General features: G+C 40.9%; 24 protein-coding genes. 16 read left to right on the top strand and 8 right to left on the bottom strand.

Annotated features, from left to right (window positions below):
• Positions 1 to 6: 6 nt before the first annotated feature.
• The 3 genes from CUU64_RS12210 (at position 7) to CUU64_RS12220 (ending at position 3375) form a co-directional block, all read left to right on the top strand.
• Positions 7 to 1050, top strand: a complete 1044-nt coding sequence (locus CUU64_RS12210) for an ABC transporter ATP-binding protein (RefSeq protein WP_101633902.1) — start codon at positions 7 to 9, stop codon at positions 1048 to 1050.
• Entirely contained in the window at positions 1050 to 1988 is a 939-nt protein-coding gene (locus tag CUU64_RS12215) for an ABC transporter ATP-binding protein (RefSeq protein ID WP_101633903.1), read from the top strand. Before CUU64_RS12210 ends, CUU64_RS12215 begins: the two co-directional genes overlap by 1 nt.
• A 181-nt stretch (positions 1989 to 2169) precedes the next feature.
• Positions 2170 to 3375, top strand: coding sequence for a putative glycoside hydrolase (locus tag CUU64_RS12220; protein ID WP_101633904.1), 1206 nt, complete (start codon positions 2170 to 2172; stop codon positions 3373 to 3375).
• A gap of 144 nt (positions 3376 to 3519) precedes the next feature.
• Here the strand turns inward: CUU64_RS12220 and CUU64_RS12225 are convergent, their stop codons facing one another.
• The gene (locus tag CUU64_RS12225) at positions 3520 to 3714 is read right to left on the bottom strand and encodes a hypothetical protein (protein ID WP_101633905.1); all 195 of its coding nucleotides are present in this window, start codon (positions 3712 to 3714) and stop codon (positions 3520 to 3522) included.
• A 511-nt stretch (positions 3715 to 4225) separates the two neighbouring features.
• Between CUU64_RS12225 and spxA the strand changes: the two genes are divergently transcribed.
• From spxA to pepF, 5 genes are all read left to right on the top strand, one after another.
• Entirely contained in the window at positions 4226 to 4621 is a 396-nt protein-coding gene (gene spxA / locus CUU64_RS12230) for a transcriptional regulator SpxA (RefSeq protein ID WP_101633966.1), read from the top strand.
• A 410-nt stretch (positions 4622 to 5031) separates the two neighbouring features.
• Entirely contained in the window at positions 5032 to 5703 is a 672-nt protein-coding gene (mecA, locus tag CUU64_RS12235; protein WP_101633906.1) for an adaptor protein MecA, read from the top strand.
• Positions 5704 to 5888: 185 nt separating this feature from the next.
• Positions 5889 to 7358, top strand: a complete 1470-nt coding sequence (gene cls, locus CUU64_RS12240) for a cardiolipin synthase (RefSeq protein ID WP_101633967.1) — start codon at positions 5889 to 5891, stop codon at positions 7356 to 7358.
• Positions 7359 to 7641: 283 nt separating this feature from the next.
• Positions 7642 to 8832, top strand: a complete 1191-nt coding sequence (locus CUU64_RS12245) for a competence protein CoiA (RefSeq protein WP_180954575.1) — start codon at positions 7642 to 7644, stop codon at positions 8830 to 8832.
• A gap of 99 nt (positions 8833 to 8931) precedes the next feature.
• Entirely contained in the window at positions 8932 to 10746 is a 1815-nt protein-coding gene (gene pepF / locus CUU64_RS12250) for an oligoendopeptidase F (protein WP_101633908.1), read from the top strand.
• A gap of 815 nt (positions 10747 to 11561) precedes the next feature.
• Here the strand turns inward: pepF and CUU64_RS12260 are convergent.
• From CUU64_RS12260 to CUU64_RS12275, 4 genes are all read right to left on the bottom strand, one after another.
• Positions 11562 to 12449, bottom strand: a complete 888-nt coding sequence (locus CUU64_RS12260) for a ClpXP adapter SpxH family protein (RefSeq protein WP_101633910.1) — start codon at positions 12447 to 12449, stop codon at positions 11562 to 11564.
• Positions 12446 to 12850 carry a globin domain-containing protein gene (locus tag CUU64_RS12265; RefSeq protein WP_101633911.1) on the bottom strand — a complete coding sequence of 135 codons (405 nt, stop codon included), beginning with the start codon at positions 12848 to 12850 and terminating at the stop codon, positions 12446 to 12448. The genes CUU64_RS12260 and CUU64_RS12265 overlap by 4 nt, the downstream gene beginning before the upstream one ends.
• 239 nt (positions 12851 to 13089) lie before the next feature.
• The gene (locus tag CUU64_RS12270) at positions 13090 to 13776 is read right to left on the bottom strand and encodes a lytic transglycosylase domain-containing protein (RefSeq protein ID WP_101633912.1); all 687 of its coding nucleotides are present in this window, start codon (positions 13774 to 13776) and stop codon (positions 13090 to 13092) included.
• 61 nt (positions 13777 to 13837) lie between these two features.
• Positions 13838 to 14416 carry a CYTH domain-containing protein gene (locus CUU64_RS12275; RefSeq protein ID WP_180954576.1) on the bottom strand — a complete coding sequence of 193 codons (579 nt, stop codon included), beginning with the start codon at positions 14414 to 14416 and terminating at the stop codon, positions 13838 to 13840.
• Positions 14417 to 14549: 133 nt separating this feature from the next.
• On the opposite strand from CUU64_RS12275, the gene CUU64_RS12280 reads away from it, so the two are divergent.
• The 5 genes from CUU64_RS12280 to CUU64_RS22605 all read left to right on the top strand — a co-directional run bounded on the left by CUU64_RS12280 (position 14550) and on the right by CUU64_RS22605 (position 17580).
• On the top strand, positions 14550 to 14921 hold the full coding sequence (locus CUU64_RS12280) for a UPF0738 family protein (protein ID WP_101633914.1): 372 nt from the start codon (positions 14550 to 14552) through the stop codon (positions 14919 to 14921).
• A 34-nt stretch (positions 14922 to 14955) separates the two neighbouring features.
• Entirely contained in the window at positions 14956 to 15579 is a 624-nt protein-coding gene (gene yjbM / locus CUU64_RS12285) for a GTP diphosphokinase (RefSeq protein WP_101633915.1), read from the top strand.
• A gap of 73 nt (positions 15580 to 15652) precedes the next feature.
• Positions 15653 to 16447 carry an NAD kinase gene (locus CUU64_RS12290; RefSeq protein ID WP_101633916.1) on the top strand — a complete coding sequence of 265 codons (795 nt, stop codon included), beginning with the start codon at positions 15653 to 15655 and terminating at the stop codon, positions 16445 to 16447.
• Positions 16448 to 16464: 17 nt separating this feature from the next.
• Positions 16465 to 17388 carry an RluA family pseudouridine synthase gene (locus tag CUU64_RS12295; RefSeq protein ID WP_101633917.1) on the top strand — a complete coding sequence of 308 codons (924 nt, stop codon included), beginning with the start codon at positions 16465 to 16467 and terminating at the stop codon, positions 17386 to 17388.
• A gap of 69 nt (positions 17389 to 17457) precedes the next feature.
• Entirely contained in the window at positions 17458 to 17580 is a 123-nt protein-coding gene (locus tag CUU64_RS22605) for a hypothetical protein (RefSeq protein ID WP_257985502.1), read from the top strand.
• 325 nt (positions 17581 to 17905) lie between these two features.
• Here the strand turns inward: CUU64_RS22605 and prpE are convergent, their stop codons facing one another.
• Positions 17906 to 18649 (bottom strand): bis(5'-nucleosyl)-tetraphosphatase PrpE, encoded by a 744-nt coding sequence (prpE, locus tag CUU64_RS12300; protein ID WP_101633918.1) that lies wholly within the window; start codon positions 18647 to 18649, stop codon positions 17906 to 17908.
• A gap of 206 nt (positions 18650 to 18855) precedes the next feature.
• Between prpE and mgtE the strand changes: the two genes are divergently transcribed.
• Positions 18856 to 20229 carry a magnesium transporter gene (mgtE, locus tag CUU64_RS12305; protein WP_101633919.1) on the top strand — a complete coding sequence of 458 codons (1374 nt, stop codon included), beginning with the start codon at positions 18856 to 18858 and terminating at the stop codon, positions 20227 to 20229.
• A 200-nt stretch (positions 20230 to 20429) separates the two neighbouring features.
• On the opposite strand, the gene CUU64_RS12310 is transcribed toward mgtE, so the two are convergent.
• Positions 20430 to 21272 (bottom strand): ABC transporter permease subunit, encoded by an 843-nt coding sequence (locus CUU64_RS12310; protein ID WP_101633920.1) that lies wholly within the window; start codon positions 21270 to 21272, stop codon positions 20430 to 20432.
• The gene (locus CUU64_RS12315; protein ID WP_180954577.1) at positions 21265 to 22176 is read right to left on the bottom strand and encodes an ABC transporter ATP-binding protein; all 912 of its coding nucleotides are present in this window, start codon (positions 22174 to 22176) and stop codon (positions 21265 to 21267) included. Before CUU64_RS12315 ends, CUU64_RS12310 begins: the two co-directional genes overlap by 8 nt.
• Positions 22177 to 22377: 201 nt before the next feature.
• On the opposite strand from CUU64_RS12315, the gene fabI reads away from it, so the two are divergent.
• Positions 22378 to 23148 (top strand): enoyl-ACP reductase FabI, encoded by a 771-nt coding sequence (gene fabI, locus CUU64_RS12320; protein ID WP_101633922.1) that lies wholly within the window; start codon positions 22378 to 22380, stop codon positions 23146 to 23148.
• Positions 23149 to 23782: 634 nt separating this feature from the next.
• Positions 23783 to 24394, top strand: a complete 612-nt coding sequence (locus CUU64_RS12325; protein ID WP_101633923.1) for a hypothetical protein — start codon at positions 23783 to 23785, stop codon at positions 24392 to 24394.
• Positions 24395 to 24406 lie beyond the last annotated feature (12 nt).

Below are 24406 nucleotides of genomic sequence, written 5' to 3' on the forward strand. Positions count from 1 at the left end.
GAAGGTATGGAAAATATATTAGAAGTTAAGGATTTAAATATTTCCTTCCACACTTTTGCGGGGGAAGTAAAAGCAATCCGCGGCGTCGATTTCGAATTAAAAAAAGGAGAAACACTTGCGATTGTGGGTGAATCAGGTTCAGGCAAGTCTGTAACAACCAAGTCTATTATGAGGTTATTGCCTCCTTCGAATTCTGAAATTAAGAACGGTCAAATTCTATTTGAAGGCAAGGATCTGGCGAAACTATCAGATAGGGAAATGCAAAAAATCCGCGGAAAAGATATTTCTATGATTTTTCAGGATCCAATGACCTCTTTAAACCCTACGATTAAAATAGGGAAGCAGATCATGGAGCCAATTATCAAGCACCAAAATGTCAGCAAGGCAGCAGCAAAAGAACGTGCTTTGGAGCTGCTTCATCTGGTAAGAATCCCACAGGCGGAGAAACGGTTTGACCAGTATCCTCACCAATTTTCAGGGGGAATGAGGCAGCGGGTTGTTATTGCCATTGCATTGGCCTGCAATCCTAAAATCCTGATTGCGGATGAGCCCACGACAGCACTAGATGTAACAATTCAAGCACAAATCCTGGAGTTAATGAAGGATTTGCAGAAAAAAATTGATACTTCTATCATTTTTATTACTCATGATCTTGGTGTCGTTGCCAACGTAGCCGATCGAGTTGCTGTGATGTACGGCGGAAAGATTGTCGAAATTGGTACAGTAGATGAAGTGTTTTACAATCCACAGCATCCTTATACGTGGGGTTTGATCAGTTCTATGCCAAGCCTGGACACAAAGGATGAAGAGCTGTACGCAATTCCGGGAACTCCTCCTAACTTGCTGAATCCGCCAAAAGGGGATGCATTTGCGCCCCGCAATGCTTATGCGATGCAGATTGATTTAGAAGAGCAGCCTCCAATGTTTAAGGTTTCGGATACACATTATGCAGCTACCTGGCTTCTGCACCCGGATGCTCCAAAGGTAGAGCCGCCTGAGGCAGTTAAAAGACGTATGAAAAAGTTCGTTGACAGGAAGGAGGGTAATTGATGGAACAGGATAAGTTACTGGAAATAAAGAATCTCAAACAATATTTTAATGTTGGCAGACCATCCATGGTAAAGGCAGTAGATGATGTTTCCTTTGATATATATAAAGGGGAAACCTTAGGCCTTGTCGGAGAATCTGGTTGTGGAAAGTCAACAACCGGACGTACAATCATTCGTCTTTATGATGCGACGGATGGTGAAGTAATTTTTAAAGGGGAAAATGTACATGGAAGGAAATCCAAGAAGGAACTAAAGAATTTCAATCGCAGCATGCAGATGATATTCCAGGACCCCTACGCTTCCCTGAATCCACGTATGAAGGTAGCGGATATTATTGCCGAAGGAATTGATATCCATGGGCTTGCAAAGACACAACAAGAACGCATGGATATGGTTTATAATCTTCTAGAAACAGTTGGCTTAAACCGTGAGCACGCTAATCGTTACCCGCATGAATTTTCAGGAGGGCAGCGCCAGCGTATCGGGATTGCCCGCGCACTTGCCGTCCAGCCTGAATTCATCATTGCCGATGAACCCATTTCAGCCTTGGATGTGTCTATTCAGGCGCAGGTCGTCAATTTATTGAAAAAGCTGCAAAAAGAAAAAGGGTTAACCTATTTATTTATTGCCCATGACCTTTCCATGGTGAAATATATCAGTGACCGTATCGGTGTAATGTATTTTGGAAAGCTTGTTGAACTTGCCACTAGTGACGAGCTGTATGAAAACCCGATCCACCCGTATACGCAATCTCTGTTATCCGCCATTCCTCTTCCAGATCCGGAGCTCGAAAGAACAAGAAAACGGAAGGTATATGATCCTAGCGTTCATAACTATGCAGAGGGTGAGGAAGTAAAGATGCGTGAGGTGGCTCCAGGGCATTTTGTTTTATGCTCAGAAGCGGAGTTAAAGCAATATCAAGCAAGCCGTGCTAAATAAAAAAAAACGACCTTCAAGGCGAAGGTCGTTTTTTTATGGAAAAGAAGAGTATATCTCCTTTATAGGTGGTAAAGGAAGTTGAGAATTTCTTTTTAAATAGAATCGTTCCAAAAGAGGATTCCACTTACTTACTGTTAGATTATAATAGGATTTGAGATTCCAGTCCGAGAGGAGCGGGGATATGAGACGATTAAAACGGCTGGCAATCACTGGGATGTTATGTCTTGGTTCAGCCACCACGCTTGGGGTTCCTGTGTTTGCAGAAGATGCACTTGATTCGTTAAGCCATCCAAAAAGTGAGGTAACGCTTTCCATCAAAAATATACCGGAGGCTGTTCCAAGGTTTATTTATGATTCAGGTCTGACATTTAAGTACCCGAATGCAGTCCGGGGAATTTATGTGACAGGGCATTCAGCTGGCGGAAGCAACTTTGGCCGGCTTGTGGATTTGGTTGACAAAACGGAATTAAATGCGATGGTTATTGATATCAAAGATGATCGGGGCAATGTTACCTATCGGCCTGAAGACCCGCAATCTCCCTATGCAGGAATTGGAAAAGATTACATAAAGAAACCTGCCGACATACTTAAACAGATGGAAAAGAAACAAATCTATCCGATTGCAAGGGTCGTTGTATTCAAAGATTCCATACTATCTCAACAAAGGCCGGAGTTGTCTTTTGTGGACGGGAAAGAAGTTTGGAAAAATGGAAGAGAAGAATCATTTGTTAATCCATTTATGAAGGAAGTATGGGATTATAATGTTGGCATCGCCATTGAAGCAGCCAAAATGGGGTTTCAGGAAATTCAATTTGATTATGTCCGATTTCCTGAAGGTTTTGAAAAAAGGGATAGTACACTGAAATACGGTTTGGGAGCATACAGGGATATTAAAATGGATAATATACAAAAACGGGTAAAAGCTGTAACGGATTTTGTCGCTTATGCCCGTGAAAAATTAAAGCCATACGGTGTAAAGGTTTCCGTTGACATTTTTGGCTATTCCGCGACATTGCCTGAGGCTCCTGGAATTGGCCAAAACTTCTCAAAAATCTCGGAAAACGTAGATGTTATTTCATCTATGATATATCCGAGCCATTGGACCTCGTATTTCGGGATCGTAAAGCCGGACCTTGAACCATACAAATTAGTGAATGAGTACGCGAAGCTTGAAAAGCAAAAGCTGGGGCAATTAAAGACACCTCCTGTTTCAAGGCCTTGGCTACAGGATTTTACCGCTTCATACCTTGGTGCGGGGAATTATAAGAAATATGGCAAAGTGGAAGTGGATGCCCAAATAAAGGCTCTAAAGGATAACGGAATAAACGAATTTCTGCTATGGAATGCGGCAAACCGCTATACCCCTAATGTGGAATATACCCCATAAATGGTTTTGGTACCTCAACTGATACCAAAAGTAAAAGGCGAATACGTATGGAGGAAATTTCAATAAAAGAAAAGGATGCCGACAGAGATACAGCTTGTGACCGCTAGACCTCTTTTTGGTATCCTTTTAAGCCGGCTATGGATTTTATTTGTTACTTTTTGTTTTGCCGCCTACGCTATTCCAGCCTGACTGAATTCTTTCAGACTGGTCTGAACTTGCTGAGTGGCGCTTCCCGCCAAATACTTTTTCGCCTATGCCATTAGTCAAAACACCATTGATTGCCGTTATCCCAATAATAAGTACCGCTACGATTGAAAAATCAAGGAAATAAGCAGCCATCTCAATCCTCCTGTCATAAGTGAAGCATTTGAACACACAGCCCTACATCTTCTATTTTATTTAATGAATGACCACTTTAAAAGCAAAAAAGAAATCATTCAGCACATTTCTAAAATAAATGAGCAAAAATCTGGCAATATCGGCTGTAATATGTTTGTGAAGTGCACCTCTGGGTATATGTAAAAGGTAGAAAATAATCTTATCCATTATCAGTAAAAACCTTTAAAGTCCTTTGTAATTGAGAATAAGAAATTACCATTCTTTAGCGATAATGATGGTTGAGTTGGCTGGAAGCTAATGTAAAATGCAGGAGATAGAAGCTTTAGACAAGATAGTTTTCACGTTTTCAACATTTTTCAAAAAGGGTATTCATTTTACTAGTTTTAGTGTATAATAATTAATAGAAATTACTTATTTAAAGTTATTTCAAATAAGGTGAATAAACCGCAATAAATAAAATGATTTCCCAGCATAGATCACCGATTCTATTTTCAGGGAGTGTGAGTGAATGATGGTTACTTTATATACATCACCAAGCTGTACATCATGTCGGAAAGCGAAGGCTTGGCTCGAAGAACATGAGATTCCATATTCAGAAAGAAATATTTTCTCCGAGAACCTATCTATTGAAGAAATTAAAGAAATTCTTCGCATGACTGAAGACGGTACAGATGAAATTATATCCACTAGATCTAAGACCTTTCAAAAGCTGAATGTAAATTTGGAGGCTTTGCCCCTCCAGGAATTATATAAATTGATTAAAGATAATCCTGGCATGCTAAGAAGACCGATTATCTTAGACGAAAAAAGGCTTCAGGTAGGATACAATGAAGACGAAATTCGCCGGTTCCTGCCGCGCAAGGTACGCACTTTCCAGCTGCGTGAAGCACAAAAAATGGTTAATTAAAAAGAAAAGCAAATGTTCCTGTAGATTTTATCTTGAAAGAACCCCTGCCATAATAATGGCAGGGCTCTTTCATTATATAGTATCCTTATCAATAAATGTTACTGAAACGTCTCGACCGTACTCAAACTTTGTCTGCCTTCAGCAAACTGCATGTTTGTGAGCTGATAAATAGACCTGTCAAACCGGTAAATTGGTTGAGACAGTGGGTAAACAATTGTTTTTCAATTTGGACAGGTTTTTTATTTCCCTTATTGATTATTTTGTCATAAAATAAAAGAAAAATAGAATATATTTTTTACCAATGAGGCAATGATTACAAAAGCAGCTTCATGGGTAATGATATTAGAAAGGGCTTTGGTGCCCGGGGGTAATTATCCCTTCAAAATGTGAACAGAAGGGAGAGGTATATCGTGGAAATTGAAAGGATCAATGAAGATACAGTAAAGTTTTACATCTCTTATATAGATATCGAAGAACGCGGCTTTGATCGGGAAGAAATCTGGTATAGCCGGGAACGGAGCGAAGAGCTTTTCTGGGAAATGATGGACGAAGTGCATCAGGAAGAGGAATTCATGATTGAAGGCCCGTTATGGATTCAGGTTCAGGCTCTTGAGAAAGGGTTAGAGGTTCTTGTTACCCGTGCACAGTTGACCAAAGATGGCCAAAGGCTGGAATTACCGATTTCTGAAGACAAGCTGAAGGATTTACCTGTTGACGAAAAGATTGAGTCTCTTCTTGACCATCATTTTCAGGGAAAACACCAGGTTGACAATGTTCTACAGTTTGAGGATGGCATATTAGAGTTCATCACGGAATTTGAGAACTTTGATGACTTAATAGCATTGAGTAACCGCCAGGGTTTAGATGGACTAGTTACAAAGCTGTTTGTATACCAAAATAAATATTACTTGTACATTGAGTTTTCTGAGGATGAGTCCGACGAAGATGAAATCGATAATATATTAAGCATTCTTCTTGAATACAGTGAGGAATCTCCAATTACCGTCCATATGCTTGAAGAATATGGGAAAGTTGTAATGGAAAACGATGTTTTCATAACAGTAAATAAATATTTTGCATAAAGCTAGGGCCGATTTCAACAAGGAATCGGCTTTTTTCTACTATGCTTGTTATAAATAGTACACTCTAAGAACCCGAACGATTGCATGAAATTGTTTTAGGGTATGTATGTTGTATAGGTGAACATGTTGGCAGGGGCGGTGTCTTTGTGAAAAAAACGATTGGACTTTCTTTTTTAATCGTCTTAATGGGTGGCTTATGGTTTTTTTTAAAAGATCATTTTAAGGGAGGTATCCTTGGTTATTTCAGTGTATTGCTGACGTTATCCGTAGTTGTTATCGGAATTATCATTTTCCTGGAGAACAGGCATCCGACACAGACGCTTACATGGTTGGTTGTCTTTGGAGCATTTCCATTAGTTGGTTTTATCTTCTATTTCTTGTTTGGCCGGAATTTCCGGAAAGAAAGAATGTTCAGGAAAAAATATTTTCTTGATAAAGAAGCTTTTTTAAGGGTAAATGGGGAGCCGGATATCAGCAATGAAAGAATTTTGGAGATGGGGGAGCATCAGCAAAAGCTGTTTAAGCTAGCCCAGCGTATTGGCAATAGCCCTATATCTTTTGGTACGGAAACAACAATTTTAACAAATGGTGAAGAGACTTTTTCACATATACTAGAGGAGCTTAAAAAGGCAAATCATCATATCCATATGGAATATTATATCGTTCGCCATGACAAGATTGGCATAGATATAAAGGATATATTAATCCAAAAAGCGAAGCAGGGCGTAAAAATAAGATTTTTATACGATGCAGTCGGATCCTGGCAGCTTTCAAGGGAGTATATACAGGATTTGAAGAACGCCGGTGTCGAAATGGTAGCGTTTGGACCAGTCCGCTTGCCGTTCTTGAATAATAAATTTAACTTTAGGAACCATCGGAAAATCATTGTCATAGATGGACAGACAGCTTTTATGGGTGGATTAAATATCGGGGATGAATACCTTGGGCGGAATGAACATTTCGGGTTTTGGAGGGATACACATCTAATGTTACGGGGTGAAGCGGTGCGTTCCTTGCAGCTGATCTTTTTACAGGATTGGTATTATAGTACGGATCACAGCTTTCTTACAGATGAATATCTGTCGCCCATGCCGATTGTCCATAAACATGGAGGTGTCCAAATGATTGCCGGCGGTCCTGATAATGAATGGACGGTTATCAAGAGCATTTTCTTTTCCATGATAACATCGGCAAAGGAATCTGTATGGATTGCATCCCCTTATTTCATTCCTGATGATGATATTTTCCAGGCTTTAAAAATAGCAGCTTTAAGCGGTCTGGATGTTAGGCTTCTTGTTCCTAAAAACCCCGATAAACGAATTGTTTTTCATGCATCCCGATCCTACTTTCCAGAATTGCTTGATGCCGGTGTCCGGATCTTCGAGTATAAGCATGGGTTCATGCATAGTAAAATAGTGATTGTTGACAATGAATTGGCTTCTATCGGTACTTCGAATATGGATATGAGAAGCTTTCATTTGAATTTTGAAGTAAACGCATTCCTATACAAAACAAGAAGCACTGAGAAGCTTGTTAACGATTATTTACACGACATCTTGGAGTCCCGGGAGATTCATATCGAGACCTTTTCAAAGCGGAACCTCGGCCTGAAAGTCATTGAATCCACGTGCAGACTGCTGTCACCGCTATTATAAGTAGGTTTTCTTCGTAATCTTTTGTCAGATAGGAATTCATGCTATTCCTATCTGTACAATTCCTAATGGAGCCCTATAATTTGGCCTATATATCTAGATAATTGGCTGATATATGCGGCAATTCGCTGATACGAAATTGCGGTATATTTGGCGATTGAGTATGTATTCCCTTCACCGGATATCACCTGTAAAATGTCTACTAACTAATTAAATATTTTTAGATAAGAAAAAGGAAATTAGGTGGTATTGATAGAATATTCAAAGAGAAAAGGAGGCCAGACATGTGCTGACAGCAAAAAACGAAAAGGGTTTATTCATAACGCTCTATAATATTGAAACGAAAGAAAAAGTTCTAAACATGAAAAAGCAAGGGAGATTTCATTGTCCATGCTGTAATAGCGAAGTAACCATTAAAGCTGGAAACGTGAAAATTCCCCATTTTGCCCACAAACGAAACTCCTCATGCAATGCTTCCTCCGAACCAGAATCTGAATATCATTTGTTAGGAAAAGCAAACCTTTACCAATGGATTTCCCGTCAGTACCACTCCATTCTCGAAGCATATATTCCCGAAATAAAACAAAGGGCAGACATTCTCTTTACAGTTGGTAACAAAAAGTATGCCATTGAATTCCAGTGCTCAAGCATACCTGAAGCTGTCTTTATCAATCGTACAAAAGCCTATCAAAGCGCAGGCATTTCTCCGTTATGGATCGTTAGTGAGAAGAACATTAACAAAATAAACCAAAACGAATTTTCCCTTCGTCATTTCGATTGGCTTTTTCTATCGGGCAGCCACGCGGCACCTGTGATTCTTGCTTATTGTCCCTTGAAGGATCGCCTTTCAATGCTTCAGCGAATCATTCCGTTTTCCCCACGAACTGCTTTTTCTCTTCAAACCCATTCTCCTCTATCCAACTTATCATTTGAAGAATTATTTGATGTGCAATCCTGTGTGCTCCCTTTTCTTTCCAGATGGAGGGAAAAGAGGATGGCCTGGTCGTTCCACAATCAAAAATCAGCCAATTGGAAAGACGTTTTTTATCGTAATCTGTATATGAATCAATTAACACCCAGTACACTCCCACCGGAGATAGGTTTTCCGGTCCAAGGCATGCATCTGGTCGAGACGGCGGCTGTGCGATGGCAATCTTACATTTTTACCGATGTACTGCATAGGAAGGAAGAAGGCCGGATTATTTTGATCAATGAATTTATCAGGGCTTTTAACAATAGGATAGAAAAAGGGCATATTCGGTTACGGAGGCTTCCCCTGATTACAGGTAAAGACCACTTATTCCCACTGTTTAACTATGTGTCATTCTTCCTGCAAACCGGGTATATAGAAGCGCAGAAAACCGGATACTTTAAAATAAAGAAGAAAATTGAGATACCAAGAACCGTTGAACAAATGGTTGAATTGGAGAAAAATTTTTATTATGTGCATCAAAAACTGCTTCAGATGGGTAAATGAAGTAAAATAAAAGGAAGTAGGAGCTAATTGGGTGGAAGAGGATATCATTCAAGCGGCGCGAAATAGTACTATAAATTTTTTTGGAATGGAGGAATCATCATGGCACAGGACACAGGTGTACAAAAACTGCCTGCAAGAGAAGATATAGAGGCTGAAGATACATGGAGGCTCGAAGACATTTTCGCAACGGAAGAGGAATGGGAAAAGGAATGGAAGGGGATAAAAGAGGATCTTGCAAAAGCGGATTCCTTCAGGGGCACCCTTGGGGAAAGTGCGGAAAAACTATTTGCTGCCCTTCAGTTTCAGGATGACGTTTTTGAAAGGCTAGGCAGGGTTTATACATATTCGCATATGCGTTATGACCAGGACACCACCAATTCTTTCTACCAAGGCATGGACGACCGTGCAAAAAACCTTTATTCTCAGGCAGCAAGCAGTTTTTCTTATGTTGTTCCCGAGCTGCTCGCCATTGAAGAAAGCAAGATACAACAATTTTTGCAGGAAAAAGAGGAGCTCAAGCTCTACGAACATTCACTAGAGGAAATCAACAAGCAGCGTCCCCATGTACTTTCTGCCGAACAAGAAGCATTGCTTGCTGAAGCATCGGAAGTGCTGGATGCCTCAAGCAATACATTTGGAATGTTAAACAATGCCGATCTGTCCTTTCCAACCATTAAGGACGAGGATGGCAATGAAGTGGAAATTACACATGGCCGCTATATTCGTTTTCTGGAAAGCGAAGAACGCCGGGTCCGCAAAGATGCCTTTCAAGGTGTATACGCGACTTACGGACAATTTAAGAACACCTTTTCTAGCACACTTTCCGGAATTGTAAAAAATCATAATTTTAATGCAAGGGTGCGCAACTATGAATCCGCACGCCATGCCGCGCTTAGCAACAATAATATCCCTGAAAGCGTGTATGATAATTTAATCAACACAGTGAATGAGCACCTTCATTTGCTTCATAGATATGTCGACCTGCGAAAGAAAGTGCTTGGCCTTGATGAACTTCATATGTACGATCTTTATACCCCATTGGTCAAAGAAGTAAAGATGGAAATTCCTTATGAAGAAGCGAAACAATTAATCCTGAATGGTCTTGCACCACTTGGCGAGGATTATTTGAATGTATTAAGAGAAGGCTTTGAAAACCGCTGGGTCGATGTTCATGAGAACAAAGGTAAACGCAGCGGTGCTTATTCATCCGGTGCATACGGTACAAATCCTTATATTTTAATGAACTGGCAGGATAACGTTAATAATTTGTTTACATTGGCCCATGAATTTGGACATTCTGTACACAGCTACTATACAAGGAAAACCCAGCCTTATCCTTATGGAAACTATTCCATTTTTGTGGCAGAAGTAGCTTCCACATGCAATGAGAATTTGCTAAACGATTATCTATTGAAAACAATCGATGATGAGAAAAAGCGCATTTACTTGTTGAACCACTATTTGGAAGGCTTCCGGGGAACCCTTTTCCGCCAGACCATGTTTGCAGAGTTCGAGCACCTAATTCATACAAAGGCACAAAACGGGGAAGCTTTAACGGCTGAAATGCTGACCAATGAATATTATGAGCTAAACAAAAAATACTTCGGCACAAATATTGTAATCGATGAAGAAATCGGACTGGAATGGTCACGCATTCCACATTTCTACTACAATTATTATGTATATCAATACGCGACAGGCATTTCCGCCGCTACAGCATTAAGCAAACAAATACTGGAAGAAGGCCAGCCTGCGGTTGACCGGTACATTGACTTCCTAAAATCAGGGAGCTCCGATTATCCGATCGAGGTACTAAAAAGAGCGGGCGTAGACATGACTGAAGCTGAGCCAATCAGAGCGGCTCTAAAGGTATTTGAAGAAAAACTATCTGAGTTGGAAGGGTTATTAGCCTAAAGATTTTCAATGAGTACACCACAAAGAATCAAGTGGTGTACTTTTTTATTTACACTGGGGAACGGAAAGTATCAAGCACGGTGCACAAATATATATGCAGTATCAAACAAGTAAACAGGTTGTTAATTTTCATTATCTTGGTATTAACGAGTTGGTTTAAAACTCAGTATTACTTAATTAGTGGTTTAGGAAAAACTATATTCCCATAAGTCATGGAAAACTAAGCATTTTGTTATTCCATGAATATGTGAATTATATAAAAACCGGCCCAAATCGGACGGTTTTTGTGCCTAAAAAACCGATCAAAACCCCTTAAAACGATTTCGTTCATTCAGTTTATACACGATAATAAATATAGTTAGAAACAACACTGGGGAACTAATATATAAAGGAATGATTCTCAACAACCCCATTAATTGTATAAAAAACACAATCATCAAAAATAACAGGACAATAACGAATCTGGCCACAATACAGCTTCCTCCCAGAGTCACAGATTCAAAGACGATGGCTTAATGAGTTAACGGATTGAGGGGCAGACCCCCAATGACATAATTATATTCAGCTGGACAATCATTATGCTGAGAATATGACAATATTGTGAAATAATGTACAATCAGTTGAAAAAAGCTGTGACTATTTGTTATATTACAATAGTGAAGTTGATCACAAGCAAACACATACCCCTTTTTGTTTGACCGTGAAAAATTTCTCCCATCCCCTTTGTTCGTATGAATAGAAAAGCCTTGCAAATAGTTGTTTGCAAGGCTTTTCACATTTAAAACCATAAAAAATAACCTCCCCACAGAGGGGAGTTATTCGCCGATATATTTCCAAAAGGTGCCATATTTAGCCGGAACCCTTTTGACAATTTGCTGTAATGCAAGCTTTTTCATTTCCCGTTCAACATCATATTTGTTCATATTATAAACCACTTCAATTTCCCTTGTGGCTACGAGCTTGAATGCTTTTATAAAGGATTCGAGAGGAGGAGGGCTTTTTGGTTCAGGAAGGCCTCTTAACATATCATCCAGTATGTGTACATAAACATCGTACGGATAAAAGCCAGTCACTTTTATGCCTTCTTCTTCGATATTTTGGTTAAAGAAGACAAGGGTAGGGATCTCGTGAACGTCCATCTCCGAAGTAATCTTCAAATCGCATTGAAAACCCTTGGCGGCACTTGCGGAAGAAATATCCTTAGTGAATTCCTCGACATCAATGCCAACCTCCCGAGCACATTCTGTAAGGACCTGTAAATCGGAAATATCGCGTTTGTCAAGAAACAATAATTCTTGCAGCTTTCTTAAAAAGAGGGTTGCCTGCTTCCGGCCTTGCAACTCAGCTGCTTTAATGGCAATGGAAGCACTGTAAGGGGAGGAGATGGGATTTTCAAACCATAGGGTGCCGTCGCAGGACATTCCCGAACGCCCGGCGGTCCGATCCCAAACCTGTGCCATACTTTCATAATTTTTTCTGTTCCCTCTATTAAGAGAAGCTAATTTACCGCTCAATACATGCCTTAAACTAAATAATTCACCATATTCGATTTGCAGTTTCTTTAAGATTGGTTCCAATGCCCAGCATTCTGGGCATAACGGGTCCACAAAAATATAGATTTCAATCGGCTTCTTGCCTGGACCGTACCAGCTTTGTGACCCAATCCAATCCGTTACATTGAAAACCGGTTTTTGAGAACTCAAATGTCTTCTCCCTTCCCGTCTTCTTCAGGCGTGTTGATCATATGCTGCGCTGTCAGATAAAGACGATGATAGAAAAATTCCCTAAATTCTCCTTCCAATCCAATTTCATCCATAGCTTCCCTCATACATGCAAGCCAGGCCTCGGCACGGCTGGGTGTTACTTTAAAAGGAATATGGCGCGCCCTAAGCATCGGGTGCCCGTGTTCATTCGTATATAGCGAAGGACCACCAAGATACTGTGTCATGAATTGCTTTTGTTTCCTGGCAGTCTCCGTTAAATCATCAGGAAAGATTGGTTTCAGTTCCGGGTGTTTACTTACTTTTGAGTAAAAGGAATCAATCAGCCTATGCAGCCGCCCTTCTCCAATTACTTCATATGGTGTAGGGTTACCTTCTGTCATCCTGATTACTCCTTTTAAAAATATAATGTATACTTATTTTATCAATCGCCATTTAATATCTCAAATTTTCCGCTTGTCAGCCTTCTAGCAAAAAGATTAGTAAGCTATTCCACAATCTTTGTAACCGCTTTCAATCGAAAGGGAAAAAACTGCCCTTTGGAAAATCAAATGAATACTCAAGTACCCGGTTCTTTAGTAAAAGCCTGATGATCTTCTTCCAGGACAAATATTATTTTACATTATGCAGAAAACGTGCCCATGATTTTTTTTACATAGTTCTGGGTTTCTCTAAACGGGGGAATACCTCCATGCTTATCCACATTACCTGGTCCTGCATTATATGCAGCGAGGGCAAGCTTTATATCGCCGTCATAACGGTCCAGCATTTGTCGTAGATATTTGCTGCCTCCCAAAACATTCTCAAACGGATCGAATATATTTTTTACGCCGAGTCCCCGAGCGGTTGATGGCATAAGCTGCATTAGACCAGTCGCACCGGCATGGCTCGTCGCATTCGGGTTAAAATTGGACTCATGCTTGATGACCGATTTTAACAGCTTTGCAGGCAAGTTATACAGGTTAGCGGCCTTTTCAATGATATCTTCTATGTCGGAAGGAACGTCATCTTTTGTTACCTGCAAGGATTCAGGGGGCAGAGCTTCTGGTATTTTAGTTGGCAGTGTAACTTCCTTCATGCTTTTCACCGGAATATGGTCCAGCATATTTTCAAGAGTGTTTTTGTTGGTTAGAATATCCACAAGGCCCCCAAGCTTCTGTGAAACAGAATTTTCCTTTCCCAGTCCAATCGCTGTTTCCAGCGCTTCCTGAAAAAGATTCCCGGATTCTTCTGTATCAGGGCTTTCTACACCTGAAAATCCTTGAAGGGCCTGAAGTTCCATTAGCATTCTGACATCCTGTATTTTCAACTTTGATTTCCACCTCTGGAACGTAAATTTTTGAAAAAGTGAGTATTTCTGAATTATGCTGCTAACAGCCGAATTTCGCGCGGTAGAAGCGTTTAATTTTATTTTCGGTTTGTCTTCTGGGTATTTGAAGGCTATCCAGTAAATTGATAAAAATTTCCTGGCCTTCATCTTTCTGTGTTACTTCATATTCTACCTCAAAATCCTCTTGGTTTAAATAAGAACTGTGGTCAAGCACGAGCAGACCGCCTTTATAGCTGAATTCTGCCCTGCTTGTTTTTAAAGATCCGAACAATATTAGCTGAAAAGGATCTATATTTATGGATGGAAGCAAATTTGTGATTTCATTGTCAGGCAATCTATTCCCGCTAAGTATGTCCTCAGCCAGGGATGGTTCCAAGGGTAGGTTGGTCTCAAGCAGACCATCATCTGCAGGCTGTTTTAGTGTAAGCTCGTATTTTCCGTTCTTTTGACGGATTCTAAGCGCGGCTTGCTGTTTTTTTAAATCAAAATCTGGGGTGTCAAAATAATGATTATCCTGGGTTGCGAAATCTGCTTCATTCAGTTTGAAATAATTCTTTAGTTGTTTAAATTCCTCATGTGTCAATAAATTTTTGAATTCAATCTCAATATGCTGTTCCATAATATCATCCCTTCATCAAGTCATACTATTGCCATTATTATCTCTGTAATATCGTAGGAGGGCAAACTTGAATTTTTTATGAATCGGTCTGCCAATGTGATAAAATATAACCGTAAAACTGGGAGGTTGAACTATGAGAAAGAAAATTTCAATGTTAAAAGCCGACATCATAAATCAAGAACTACTACTTACCCCGGAGAGTGATGCGGATTTGTCCGAGTTAACCCCTAAAGGGCAAATGCTGGTAGATTCGGATGGCGCCTCATTTATCTACATAATGGAAAATAAAGATGACTATACATATATTTCGTTGCCTGAGCCTATCTGGGCCAATATCAAAGCTGCCATGGCGGATAATATTCCTGCCGTTCTTGCCCAAGGAGATAAGAAGATTGAATTAGAGGGTTTATATGAAGAGCTTTCTTATTTAATAGAGAATATCAAGGGAAACAGCAATTATGGAGAGGATTTTGTTTCTAAAGTGGAGCAGGTATTCCTCTCATAGCCGGTAGAAGCGTTTTGGAATAGGGGTGGCGAACATGGAACATTGGGAAGATTTTTTAGCTCCGTATAAACAGGCTGTTGAAGAATTAAAGGTAAAGTTAAAGGGAATGAGGACACAATTTGAACGGGAACACATCCATTCCCCGATTGAGTTTGTTACAGGAAGGGTAAAGCCGATTGTCAGCATCCTCGACAAAGCGGCTGAGAAGAATATTCCGCTAGATAAATTGGAATCAGAAATGCAGGACATTGCGGGCCTCAGGATGATGTGCCAATTTGTCGATGATATAAAAGTAGTAGTCGAGCTGTTGCATAAGAGAAAAGACTTTGAAGTAATTGAAGAAAGAGACTATATTTCACAGAAAAAAGCAAGCGGTTACCGCTCCTACCATGTCGTGATCCGCTACCCGGTGCAGACAATCAACGGTGAAAAAAAGATTCTTGCAGAAATACAAATCCGGACTCTATCAATGAATTTCTGGGCAACGATTGAACACTCGCTAAACTATAAATATAAAGGCGATTTTCCGGAAGATATTCAGGTCCGGCTAAAGAGGGCAGCTGAAGCAGCGTTCTCGCTGGATGAAGAAATGTCAAAAATCCGGTTGGAAATTAAGGAGGCGCAGCGAATTTTTTCAAGAAAAAAAGAAACACGCTAAAAACGTGATGTGGTGTATGTGCTGACTTTGCCCCCCTTTCGTTACAAAAAATCTATTATATAGGATGGGACTTATGAAATTCGCTATTACCTCTAAAGGAGACGCTAAATCGAATACGCTTATGCACAAAATGCGCACATATCTTCAAGACTTCAATTTGGAATGTGACGAAGACCAGCCTGATATCGTAATTTCAGTAGGCGGGGACGGAACACTGCTTTATGCTTTCCATCGATATAAGAACCGCCTGGATAAGACTGCTTTTGTTGGTGTGCATACAGGCCACCTTGGATTTTATGCAGATTGGACCCCGGATGAAATGGAAAAGCTGGTGATTGCCCTTGCAAAAACGCCGTTCCAGGTGGTCGAATATCCCCTTTTAGAAGTGATTATCCGATACAGGCATGGTGGCAGGGAATCGCGATTTCTTGCGTTGAATGAATCCACAATAAAAAGCGTGGAGGGAACGCTTGTTATGGATGTTGAAATACGGGGACAGCATTTTGAAATCTTCCGAGGGGACGGGCTTTGTGTATCAACGCCATCAGGAAGTACGGCTTATAATAAAGCGCTGGGCGGAGCCATCGTTCATCCGGCTATTGATGCTATCCAGCTCGCTGAAATGGCTTCAATCAACAACCGGGTGTTCCGTACTGTTGGTTCACCTCTATTACTGCCAGCACACCATACCTGCATGCTGAAGCCAGTGAATAATGTAAATTTTCAAATTACAATCGACCATCTTTCCTTGGTACATGAAGATGTTAAGTCCGTGCAATTCAGGGTAGCTGACGAAAAAATCCGATTTGCCAGATTCAGGCCATTTCCCTTTTGGAAAAGGGTGCATGATTCATTTATTGCAAACTAGGGAGTTAACAAATATATATGCAAAATGAAACATTCGATAATAGATTCAAACTGCATTGGGTGGCATCTGAACGGGAAACGGGAATGTTATTAAGGGAATTTCTTCGGCAGCGCCAAATTTCTAGACGGGCATTAGCTGCTATAAAATTCGAGGGCGGTCTTATCCTGGTAAACGGCACGGAAGCAACTGTTCGTTATTCGTTAAAGGATGGCGATATCGTACAACTTATTTTTCCACTGGAAGAACCAAGTACAGGACTTATTGCCGAAATGATTCCTCTAACTATCAAATATGAAGATGATTTTATCCTTGTGGTGTCAAAGCCACCTTTTATGAATACAATCCCTTCGAGGGAGCATCCTGCGGGCAGCCTGGCCAATGCCCTGGCAGGTTATTACCGGGACAAGGGGCTTGCTTCCACCATTCATGTTGTAACAAGGCTGGACCGTGACACTTCAGGGCTAGTGTTGGTCGCGAAGCATAGCCATATTCACCATCTTTTAAGCGAACAGCAGAAGCAAGGGAAGGTAAAGCGTAGATACATAGCGGTTGCTGAAGGTTATATCAAAGAAGATTCAGGAAGAATTGAAGAACCGATCGGCCGAAAACCGACCAGCATTATCGAGCGCGAGGTAAGGGCTGATGGCCAGTATGCCTGTACACTTTTTGAAGTGGCGGGAAGAGCAAAAGGCTACAGCGTGGTCCGGCTGCAACTCTTAACCGGGAGGACCCATCAGATTCGCGTCCACTTATCGTATTTTGGTTTCCCTCTTGCCGGGGATGATTTATATGGGGGGTCAACAAAAGATATTTCCAGGCAGGCCCTGCATTGCAACAGTTTGAAATTCTGTCATCCTTTTTTAAATAAAGAGCTTGTATTTGAAGAACCGCTTCCGCTGGATATGCACCAGCTCCTGGAGTTGGGCAATAATCAGCGGTAGCTGTTATTTTGTTCCTAACATATAATATGTGGCGAGGCGAAGATTGGTTGCTAGGGTTGGTGGCACTAAATGTGTGTATACGAAACATGTTTATACGATGGGAAACGGATGATAAAACTTGCGGGCGAACGTTTGGTTGAAGAAAATGGGATATCCGGAAAATACGGGAGAAAAAGCCAGGAAGAGAGATGACAAGGTCTAAATCCTGGTGGCAAAACATTCGGGGACATGCAGGACAAAATCCGAGGATCAGGAAAGCAAAATGTCCTTCATCAGGGATAAGAAGGACAACATCCGAGGATCAGGAAAGCAAATTGTCCTTCATCGGGGATATGAAGGACAACATCCGGGGATCAGGAAAGAAAAATGTCCTTCATCGTGCATATAAAGGGAAAAAAATGCAAAGATCAGGCAATCTTCAAGCTGCCACAATTTTTTTAAATAAGTCTACAATTATTTATACAGGGGGTGTAAGTGCCACCTGTCATATGATCGATCATAGAAGCCGCAGGATCGGTCAGTCGAATACCGTCCTGAATTTTTCCGGGACATATGGAAGAGTGGAAGGGACATCGACCAGTTCCATCTCCGGATATCTTAGGGCGGTTAATTTTCCTCCAAAAACACAGCCGGTATCAATGTTGTAGGTGTGGTTAACTTTCCGCGCTTCCTTAACCGGCGTGTGCCCATAGATAATCCATGGATTACCTGTATAACGCGCAGCCCAATCAAGCCTCACCGGGGTACCATCTGGGTGCTTAGCTCCTGTAATATCACCATACAGTACGAATGTTTTCACCTTATTGTTATGTTTGCCGATGTAGTCCTCCCGAATCCCTGCATGGGCAATGATCAAATTCCCACTGTCGAGAACCTGGTAAAGAGGTGCTTTCTCATAAAGTTCAATGAATTGCTTTCTGGCTTTTTTTTCTTCACGTGCTGAGAGGCCTTCGAGTTCCGCTACTGTTGTTTCAAGCCCGTGAGTTACTTGTACCTTGTTGCCCTTCAAATACCGATATAACTTATTACAATGGTTTCCCGGTGAATACAGGCCAAGTTTTTGCTTTACGACAAGATCATACACCGTTTCAATTACTTTTACCGAAAACGGCCCCCGGTCTGTAAGATCACCGACGAAGCCTAGAATCCTACCTGAGGGATGTACAGGTATGCCGCTGTCCCACGAATACCCCAGTTTTTCCGAAAGCGCCATAAATTCTTCAAAGCATCCGTGAATGTCGCCAATGATATCGATCTCCATATTTCCCACCCTTTGGACTAATCTCTTGCTGGTTCTTTTGTCATCATCATAATTGGCTGTCAACGAGACGACTTTTCTTACATTGTAAGCTAATAGTATAATACCCTGGAGGGAAATTAAATAATATCAACCTGAAAATGTGGAAGAATCTGGAGAGGGATTCCTTTCTTGAGAATGATAAAAACAATGGGGGGAGGTGTCAAAGAATGACGGATTTTATCGAAAATGAAAAAAATCAGGTTAATGAAGATCTCCTGGCCCAGACGTTAGAGCGTGAGGATATCGATGCCTTTCGAAGCGAATTCATGGATCTTCACCCATACGATCAGGCTAAAGTTTATACTGGCCTAGATGCTGAAATTCGCTCCAGGGTTTATTTGTATCTTTCTCCGGAAGAGATGGCGAGCCTCTTTGAAAATATTGAAATTGATGAGGAAGAGTACCAGAACCTGCTAGCTGAAATGGATCCTGCTTATGTTGCAGAGATGCTTTCCCATATGTATGCTGACGATGCCGTAGACGTCCTAAGTGAATTGGATAAGAATCAGGCTGTAAGTTATTTGACCATCATGGATGATGAGGCAGCCAAGGACATAAAGGATCTTCTGAGGTATGAGGAATATACGGCAGGAAGTATCATGACCACGGAATTTATCGCGATTTCGGCCAATCAAACAGTCCGTTCAGCGATGCAAATCCTGAAAAATGAGGCACCCCAAGCTGAAACGATTTATTATATTTATGTAATTGATGACGGACGGAAACTCGTTGGAGTTATGTCATTGCGTGATTTAATAATCGCCGATGATGAGACGATGATATCAGAAGTGATGTTAGACAGGGTGGTTGCAGTATCGGTTTCAGAGGATCAGGAAGAAGTTGCGAGAAAAATGAAGGATTACAATTTTCTCGCGATGCCGGTCGTAGACTTTCAGGAGCGAATTATTGGAATCATTACCGTAGATGATATCATGGACGTTATGGATGAAGAAGCGTCTGACGATTACTCCAAGCTCGCCGGCGTCTCGGATTTGGACCGAGTCGATAAGAATCCTTTTGCTGCAGCAAGGAAAAGGCTGCCATGGCTTGTGATCCTGTTATTTTTAGGAATGATAACAGCGAGCTTGATCGGTAGATTTGAAGAAACGTTGAGCAAAAAAGCGATTCTAGCTGTATTTATTCCGTTAATTGCGGGTATGGCAGGAAATACGGGAACTCAGGCGCTTGCCGTTGCTGTACGCGGGATAGCAACAGGTGATCTGGAGGATGAAAATAAATGGAAGCTATTGCTAAGGGAAGCGGGCACCGGGCTCATTACCGGTGCAACCTGCGGGATATTAGTCACCTTTGTCGTGTACTTCTGGCAGCATGACGTTGTCCTCGGTTTTTTGGTAGGTGTCTCAATCTTCGCTACGCTCATTGTTGCCACTTTGGCAGGATCGCTTGTTCCGCTATTCATGCATAAAATGAAAATCGACCCTGCCGTTGCCTCGGGCCCTTTCATTACAACCATTAATGACCTTATTAGTATTTTAATTTATTTTGGAATGGCAACCTTGTTCATGAGTTATCTGTCATAAAGCAACCTTAATGTCATTCACAGGTAGGGAACGTTTTGACATTCATTTTGGACGGATAAAAGTGCATGATTCTAAGGATACACCAAAGTCAAAGATTTTTGGGAAGAACAGTTTCAGGAATAACCTACCTTTCACTATAGTAACGCCGGTGTACCAAAGTAAATGGCAACACCGGTTTTTCTATAAAAGGGCTTGATCCTTTAATGGATTTGGCTTTCAAACAGGGCATTACGTTGATTAAACCGTGCAATGATTTTTAACAAAAAGAGATTACAAACAAACAGCACGATTCCTATAAGGAACAAAATCACAGGGCTTAAAAAAAATAGTCCACTCGCCTGGCTGATAATAATCCCGACAATGGGCAAAATCATAATTCCCCCGAATTGCTGGGCTTCCTGGAAGGACTTTACTCTTGCCGATACAAGTATATTCAGAAGGATATTGAAGATAACAAGAGCGGGAATTACCCAAAACATAAAGAGCAGCCAAGCGGCATTCAAAAAGAGGATGCTATCAAGCGCCTTGAAAGAAATTATGTTTACAACAATCATGTTTATGATAAAGCAAGTATAGGTGATCAATAAAGTTGGAATAAGTGATGCCAACACTTTGCCTAAAAACAAGTCATAAACCGATATCGGAGCAAATAGCAGGGTTTCCAACGTTTTTCTTTCTTTTTCTCCCGCAAAGCTGTTGGATGCTGTAACCATGGAATGAATAATGGCTGGCATTAAGAAAAAAGGAATTAACATAAAATTCATGAAAAAATAAACAAACTTGAAACCCAAGGTTGGCAATTGTGAGAGGGTTGTACGTATCTCCATAACAGGGAAATGATCAATGACGGCAAGAATTGGCTTTTCAATGTCTTCGGCTGATTGGTTCAATAAATCCGTATGGATTCCCAGGTATGCCATCACTGCTGGAAAAGCAATACATAGGACAAACGACAAAATCACCATTGGAACCCATATCTTTTTTGAAGAAAAAATAGACTTTATATCTTTTATCGCAATGGCTTTTATTATTTGTCTATTCATCGCGCTCACCTATAATCTTGAAATATAGTGATTCAAGGCTTCTATTTGTAATTTTGCTTGAATGAATCCAGGTTTCCTTAAGGATTTCCCTTAACAAAGGGGTGATTTCATCCTTTGAAGAAAGTGCGAACTCTATTCCCTCCTTGCCTTTTTGCTCTATCGGATAACCCATATAAAAACTGTCCTTGACCTTTAATCCGGTTTCTACTAAAAAACGGATTTCTTTCAGGTACTTATCCTCCAGCTCATGCTTTGTCCCTTTTTCCATGATCCGCCCGTTTTTCAAAAATAAATAGGAATCACAAATATGCTTAAGCTGGTGCAGGACATGGGAACAAATTAAAATCGTGACGTTTTCTTCTTTGTTCACTCGATCCAAATAAAAAATTACAGAATTGATTCCGTCAGGATCTAGACCATTTGTAGGCTCATCCAAGAATAATAATTTTGGATGATGCAACAATGCCTTTGCGAGGGAAACTCGTTTTTTCATTCCGGTCGAGAAAGTCCCAACTGGTTTATCCTTAACTTCTAGCAAGTCAAACTGATCCAGCAAGTAGCTAAGCCTTCTTTCATCATTGACTCCGTAGATCTTAGCGAAGAACTTAAGGTTCTCCCAGGCGGTCATATCGTTGTAAAGAGAAGCGCTTTCGGTAACGATGCCTGAGTTTTTTCGGATTTCGTCCCCTTCTGTGATTGGATTCTTCCCCAACACAGAAATCGTGCCGCAAGTAGCATCAATTACCCCGTTCAACAAGCGGATGATAGTTGTTTTGCCTGCTCCGTTAGGTCCCAACAGACCGGTGATGCTTCCTTTTTCTATGGAAAATGAAACGTCTGTTAAAATGGACTGCCCATTAATTGTTTTCGCAACCTCTGTTACTTCGATTATACTGTTATTCAAGACGGAGCCCCCCCTTTTCAGTATATCAGAAAAAATGGAAAAAAGATGAAGGGGAAAGGTTAATTTAACGGGTTCAGTCCGAAACTATTCCTATATAGCTTATTCCGAACATGGAAAAAGGTTTGAATCCCTATTGATATTTGATATACTTTAAATTAGTACTAGGTACTATTAACTTGTATAAAAAGGAGGGCAAATGGTATGGCTTTATCTTTAGAGGGAAAAACATATGTGGTAATGGGTGTTGCAAACAAGCGAAGCATTGCCTGGGGAATTGCCCGATCCCTTCATGCAGCGGGCGCTAAATTAATTTTTACATATGCCGGTGAACGTCTTGAGAAAAGTGTGAGAGAGCTTGCTGAATCGTTAGGTGCTTCTTCACTTGTACTTCCTTGTGATGTCACAAGTGACGAGAGCATTGAAAGCTGCTTTGCTCAAATCAAAGAGGAAGCCGGAACAATTCAAGGAATCGCTCATTGCATCGCCTTTGCGAACAAGGAGGAGCTTGAGGGAGACTATATGAATACGACTCGTGATGGCTTTCTGTTGGCACATAACATAAGCTCTTACTCGTTGACCGCGGTTGCAAAGGCAGCAAAGGACCTAATGGCAGAGGGTGGCAGCATTGTTACATTAACTTACCTTGGGGGCGAACGGGTTCTTCCGAATTATAATGTAATGGGCGTTGCGAAAGCTTCACTTGATGCTAGCGTGCGCTATCTGGCAAATGATCTTGGGAAACACGGAATTCGAGTTAATTCCATCTCTGCCGGGCCGATCCGAACATTATCTGCCAAAGGAGTCAGTGACTTTAACTCTATCCTGAAAAAGATAGAAGAAGAAGCCCCGTTAAGACGAACCACTACACCTGAAGAGGTAGGAGATACAGCGGTATTCTTATTTAGCGACATGTCACGCGGTATTACCGGGGAAAACATTCATGTAGACTCTGGGTACCATATTAAAGGCTAAGACACAAAATATAATTCCAATCAATAAAGCGTTGATCGCAATGTACACAAAGCTTGTCCAAACTGGGCAGGCTTTTTTTGCAGGTGAGAAGCGAATAGTGGCGAAAACAGACTAAATTCCTTTGGGACCGCTTTTATGATCTATAGCTTTTCAACTATGCTCGCTTTACATTGGGGCAGATTTTTTATTCGTCTTGCTTTCAGGAGATTGTCTGTCCATGAAATCGATCCTTTATGAAACGGAAAAAGTGGAAAAATAGGGTGATTCATAATCCCGCTACAACGGCCATATACATATGAAAAAGGATTCTGCCTTTTTTGACTCATGCCGTTCATCGTTGAATTCACAGACGGGAGGGGAAAAATGGAAGGCAAAACAGATTCCTATTCACAAAATGCTTCCTTCGTAAAAAGTTTAGCGAAATGAATACAGAGGAAAGGATTTTACTATTAGGGAGGCTTCCTGTTCTTGCACCAAGACCTATTTGCGAGATTTTTATAAATGGGAGCCAGTGGATCGGCAAAGGATAGATCAATGGTTTATATCCAGACGTGTTTTACGAGAAAAACGCTTCAATTTTCTATTGATAAGATAGAATCAGTGGAAGTGATCAAATACCTGAGGTGAGAATGATATGAAAAACAATAGCGATAAAACCTCTACTCCCCTCTTATATATCGTCCAACCCAATCTGCCCCCACACCAAGATCCGCAGATGCAGCAGGTTTTTCGAACAAAGGGCAGCCAACAAAAGAGCGGGCAGGAAAGTGAATGGGAGGGTTCCGAGTTTTTCAAGATTGATCAACCACAAACAAAGGAGTCCGCTTTAAATCAGGAAGAGAAAGAGGATGAGCAAAAGAAAAAGGAAGAAGAGGAAAAACTGGAGAAAATCAAGCGCGAATATGGTGTTTATGATGCGCTGAAGGAAATATCGGATGAGATTGCATCGGTTCAAAAAATAAAAGCAGAACAGTTCCGTAACGAAACTCCAGTATCGCTAAAAATAGCCAATGAAAATGAAGAAGATTTAGTTGATAACCAGCCTCAATTTGAGGTAAGTACTATGCTTGAAAAACTGTCACGCTATCCTGCTAAAGCGAAGAAACCTACCTGTGAAGCTACTGTAAAAGGGAAACGGATCAGTTTTCGGGTCTTGAATAAACGAAAAGACGTGGTGATTGTCCAAGAAGGGGAACATATATATGACCTTCACGTCTCAGACATACAAGACCTGCGAGTATTGTAACTTCAAAGGAGC

The organism is Bacillus sp. V5-8f (assembly GCF_002863565.1).
Lineage (GTDB): Bacteria > Bacillota > Bacilli > Bacillales > DSM-1321 > Peribacillus.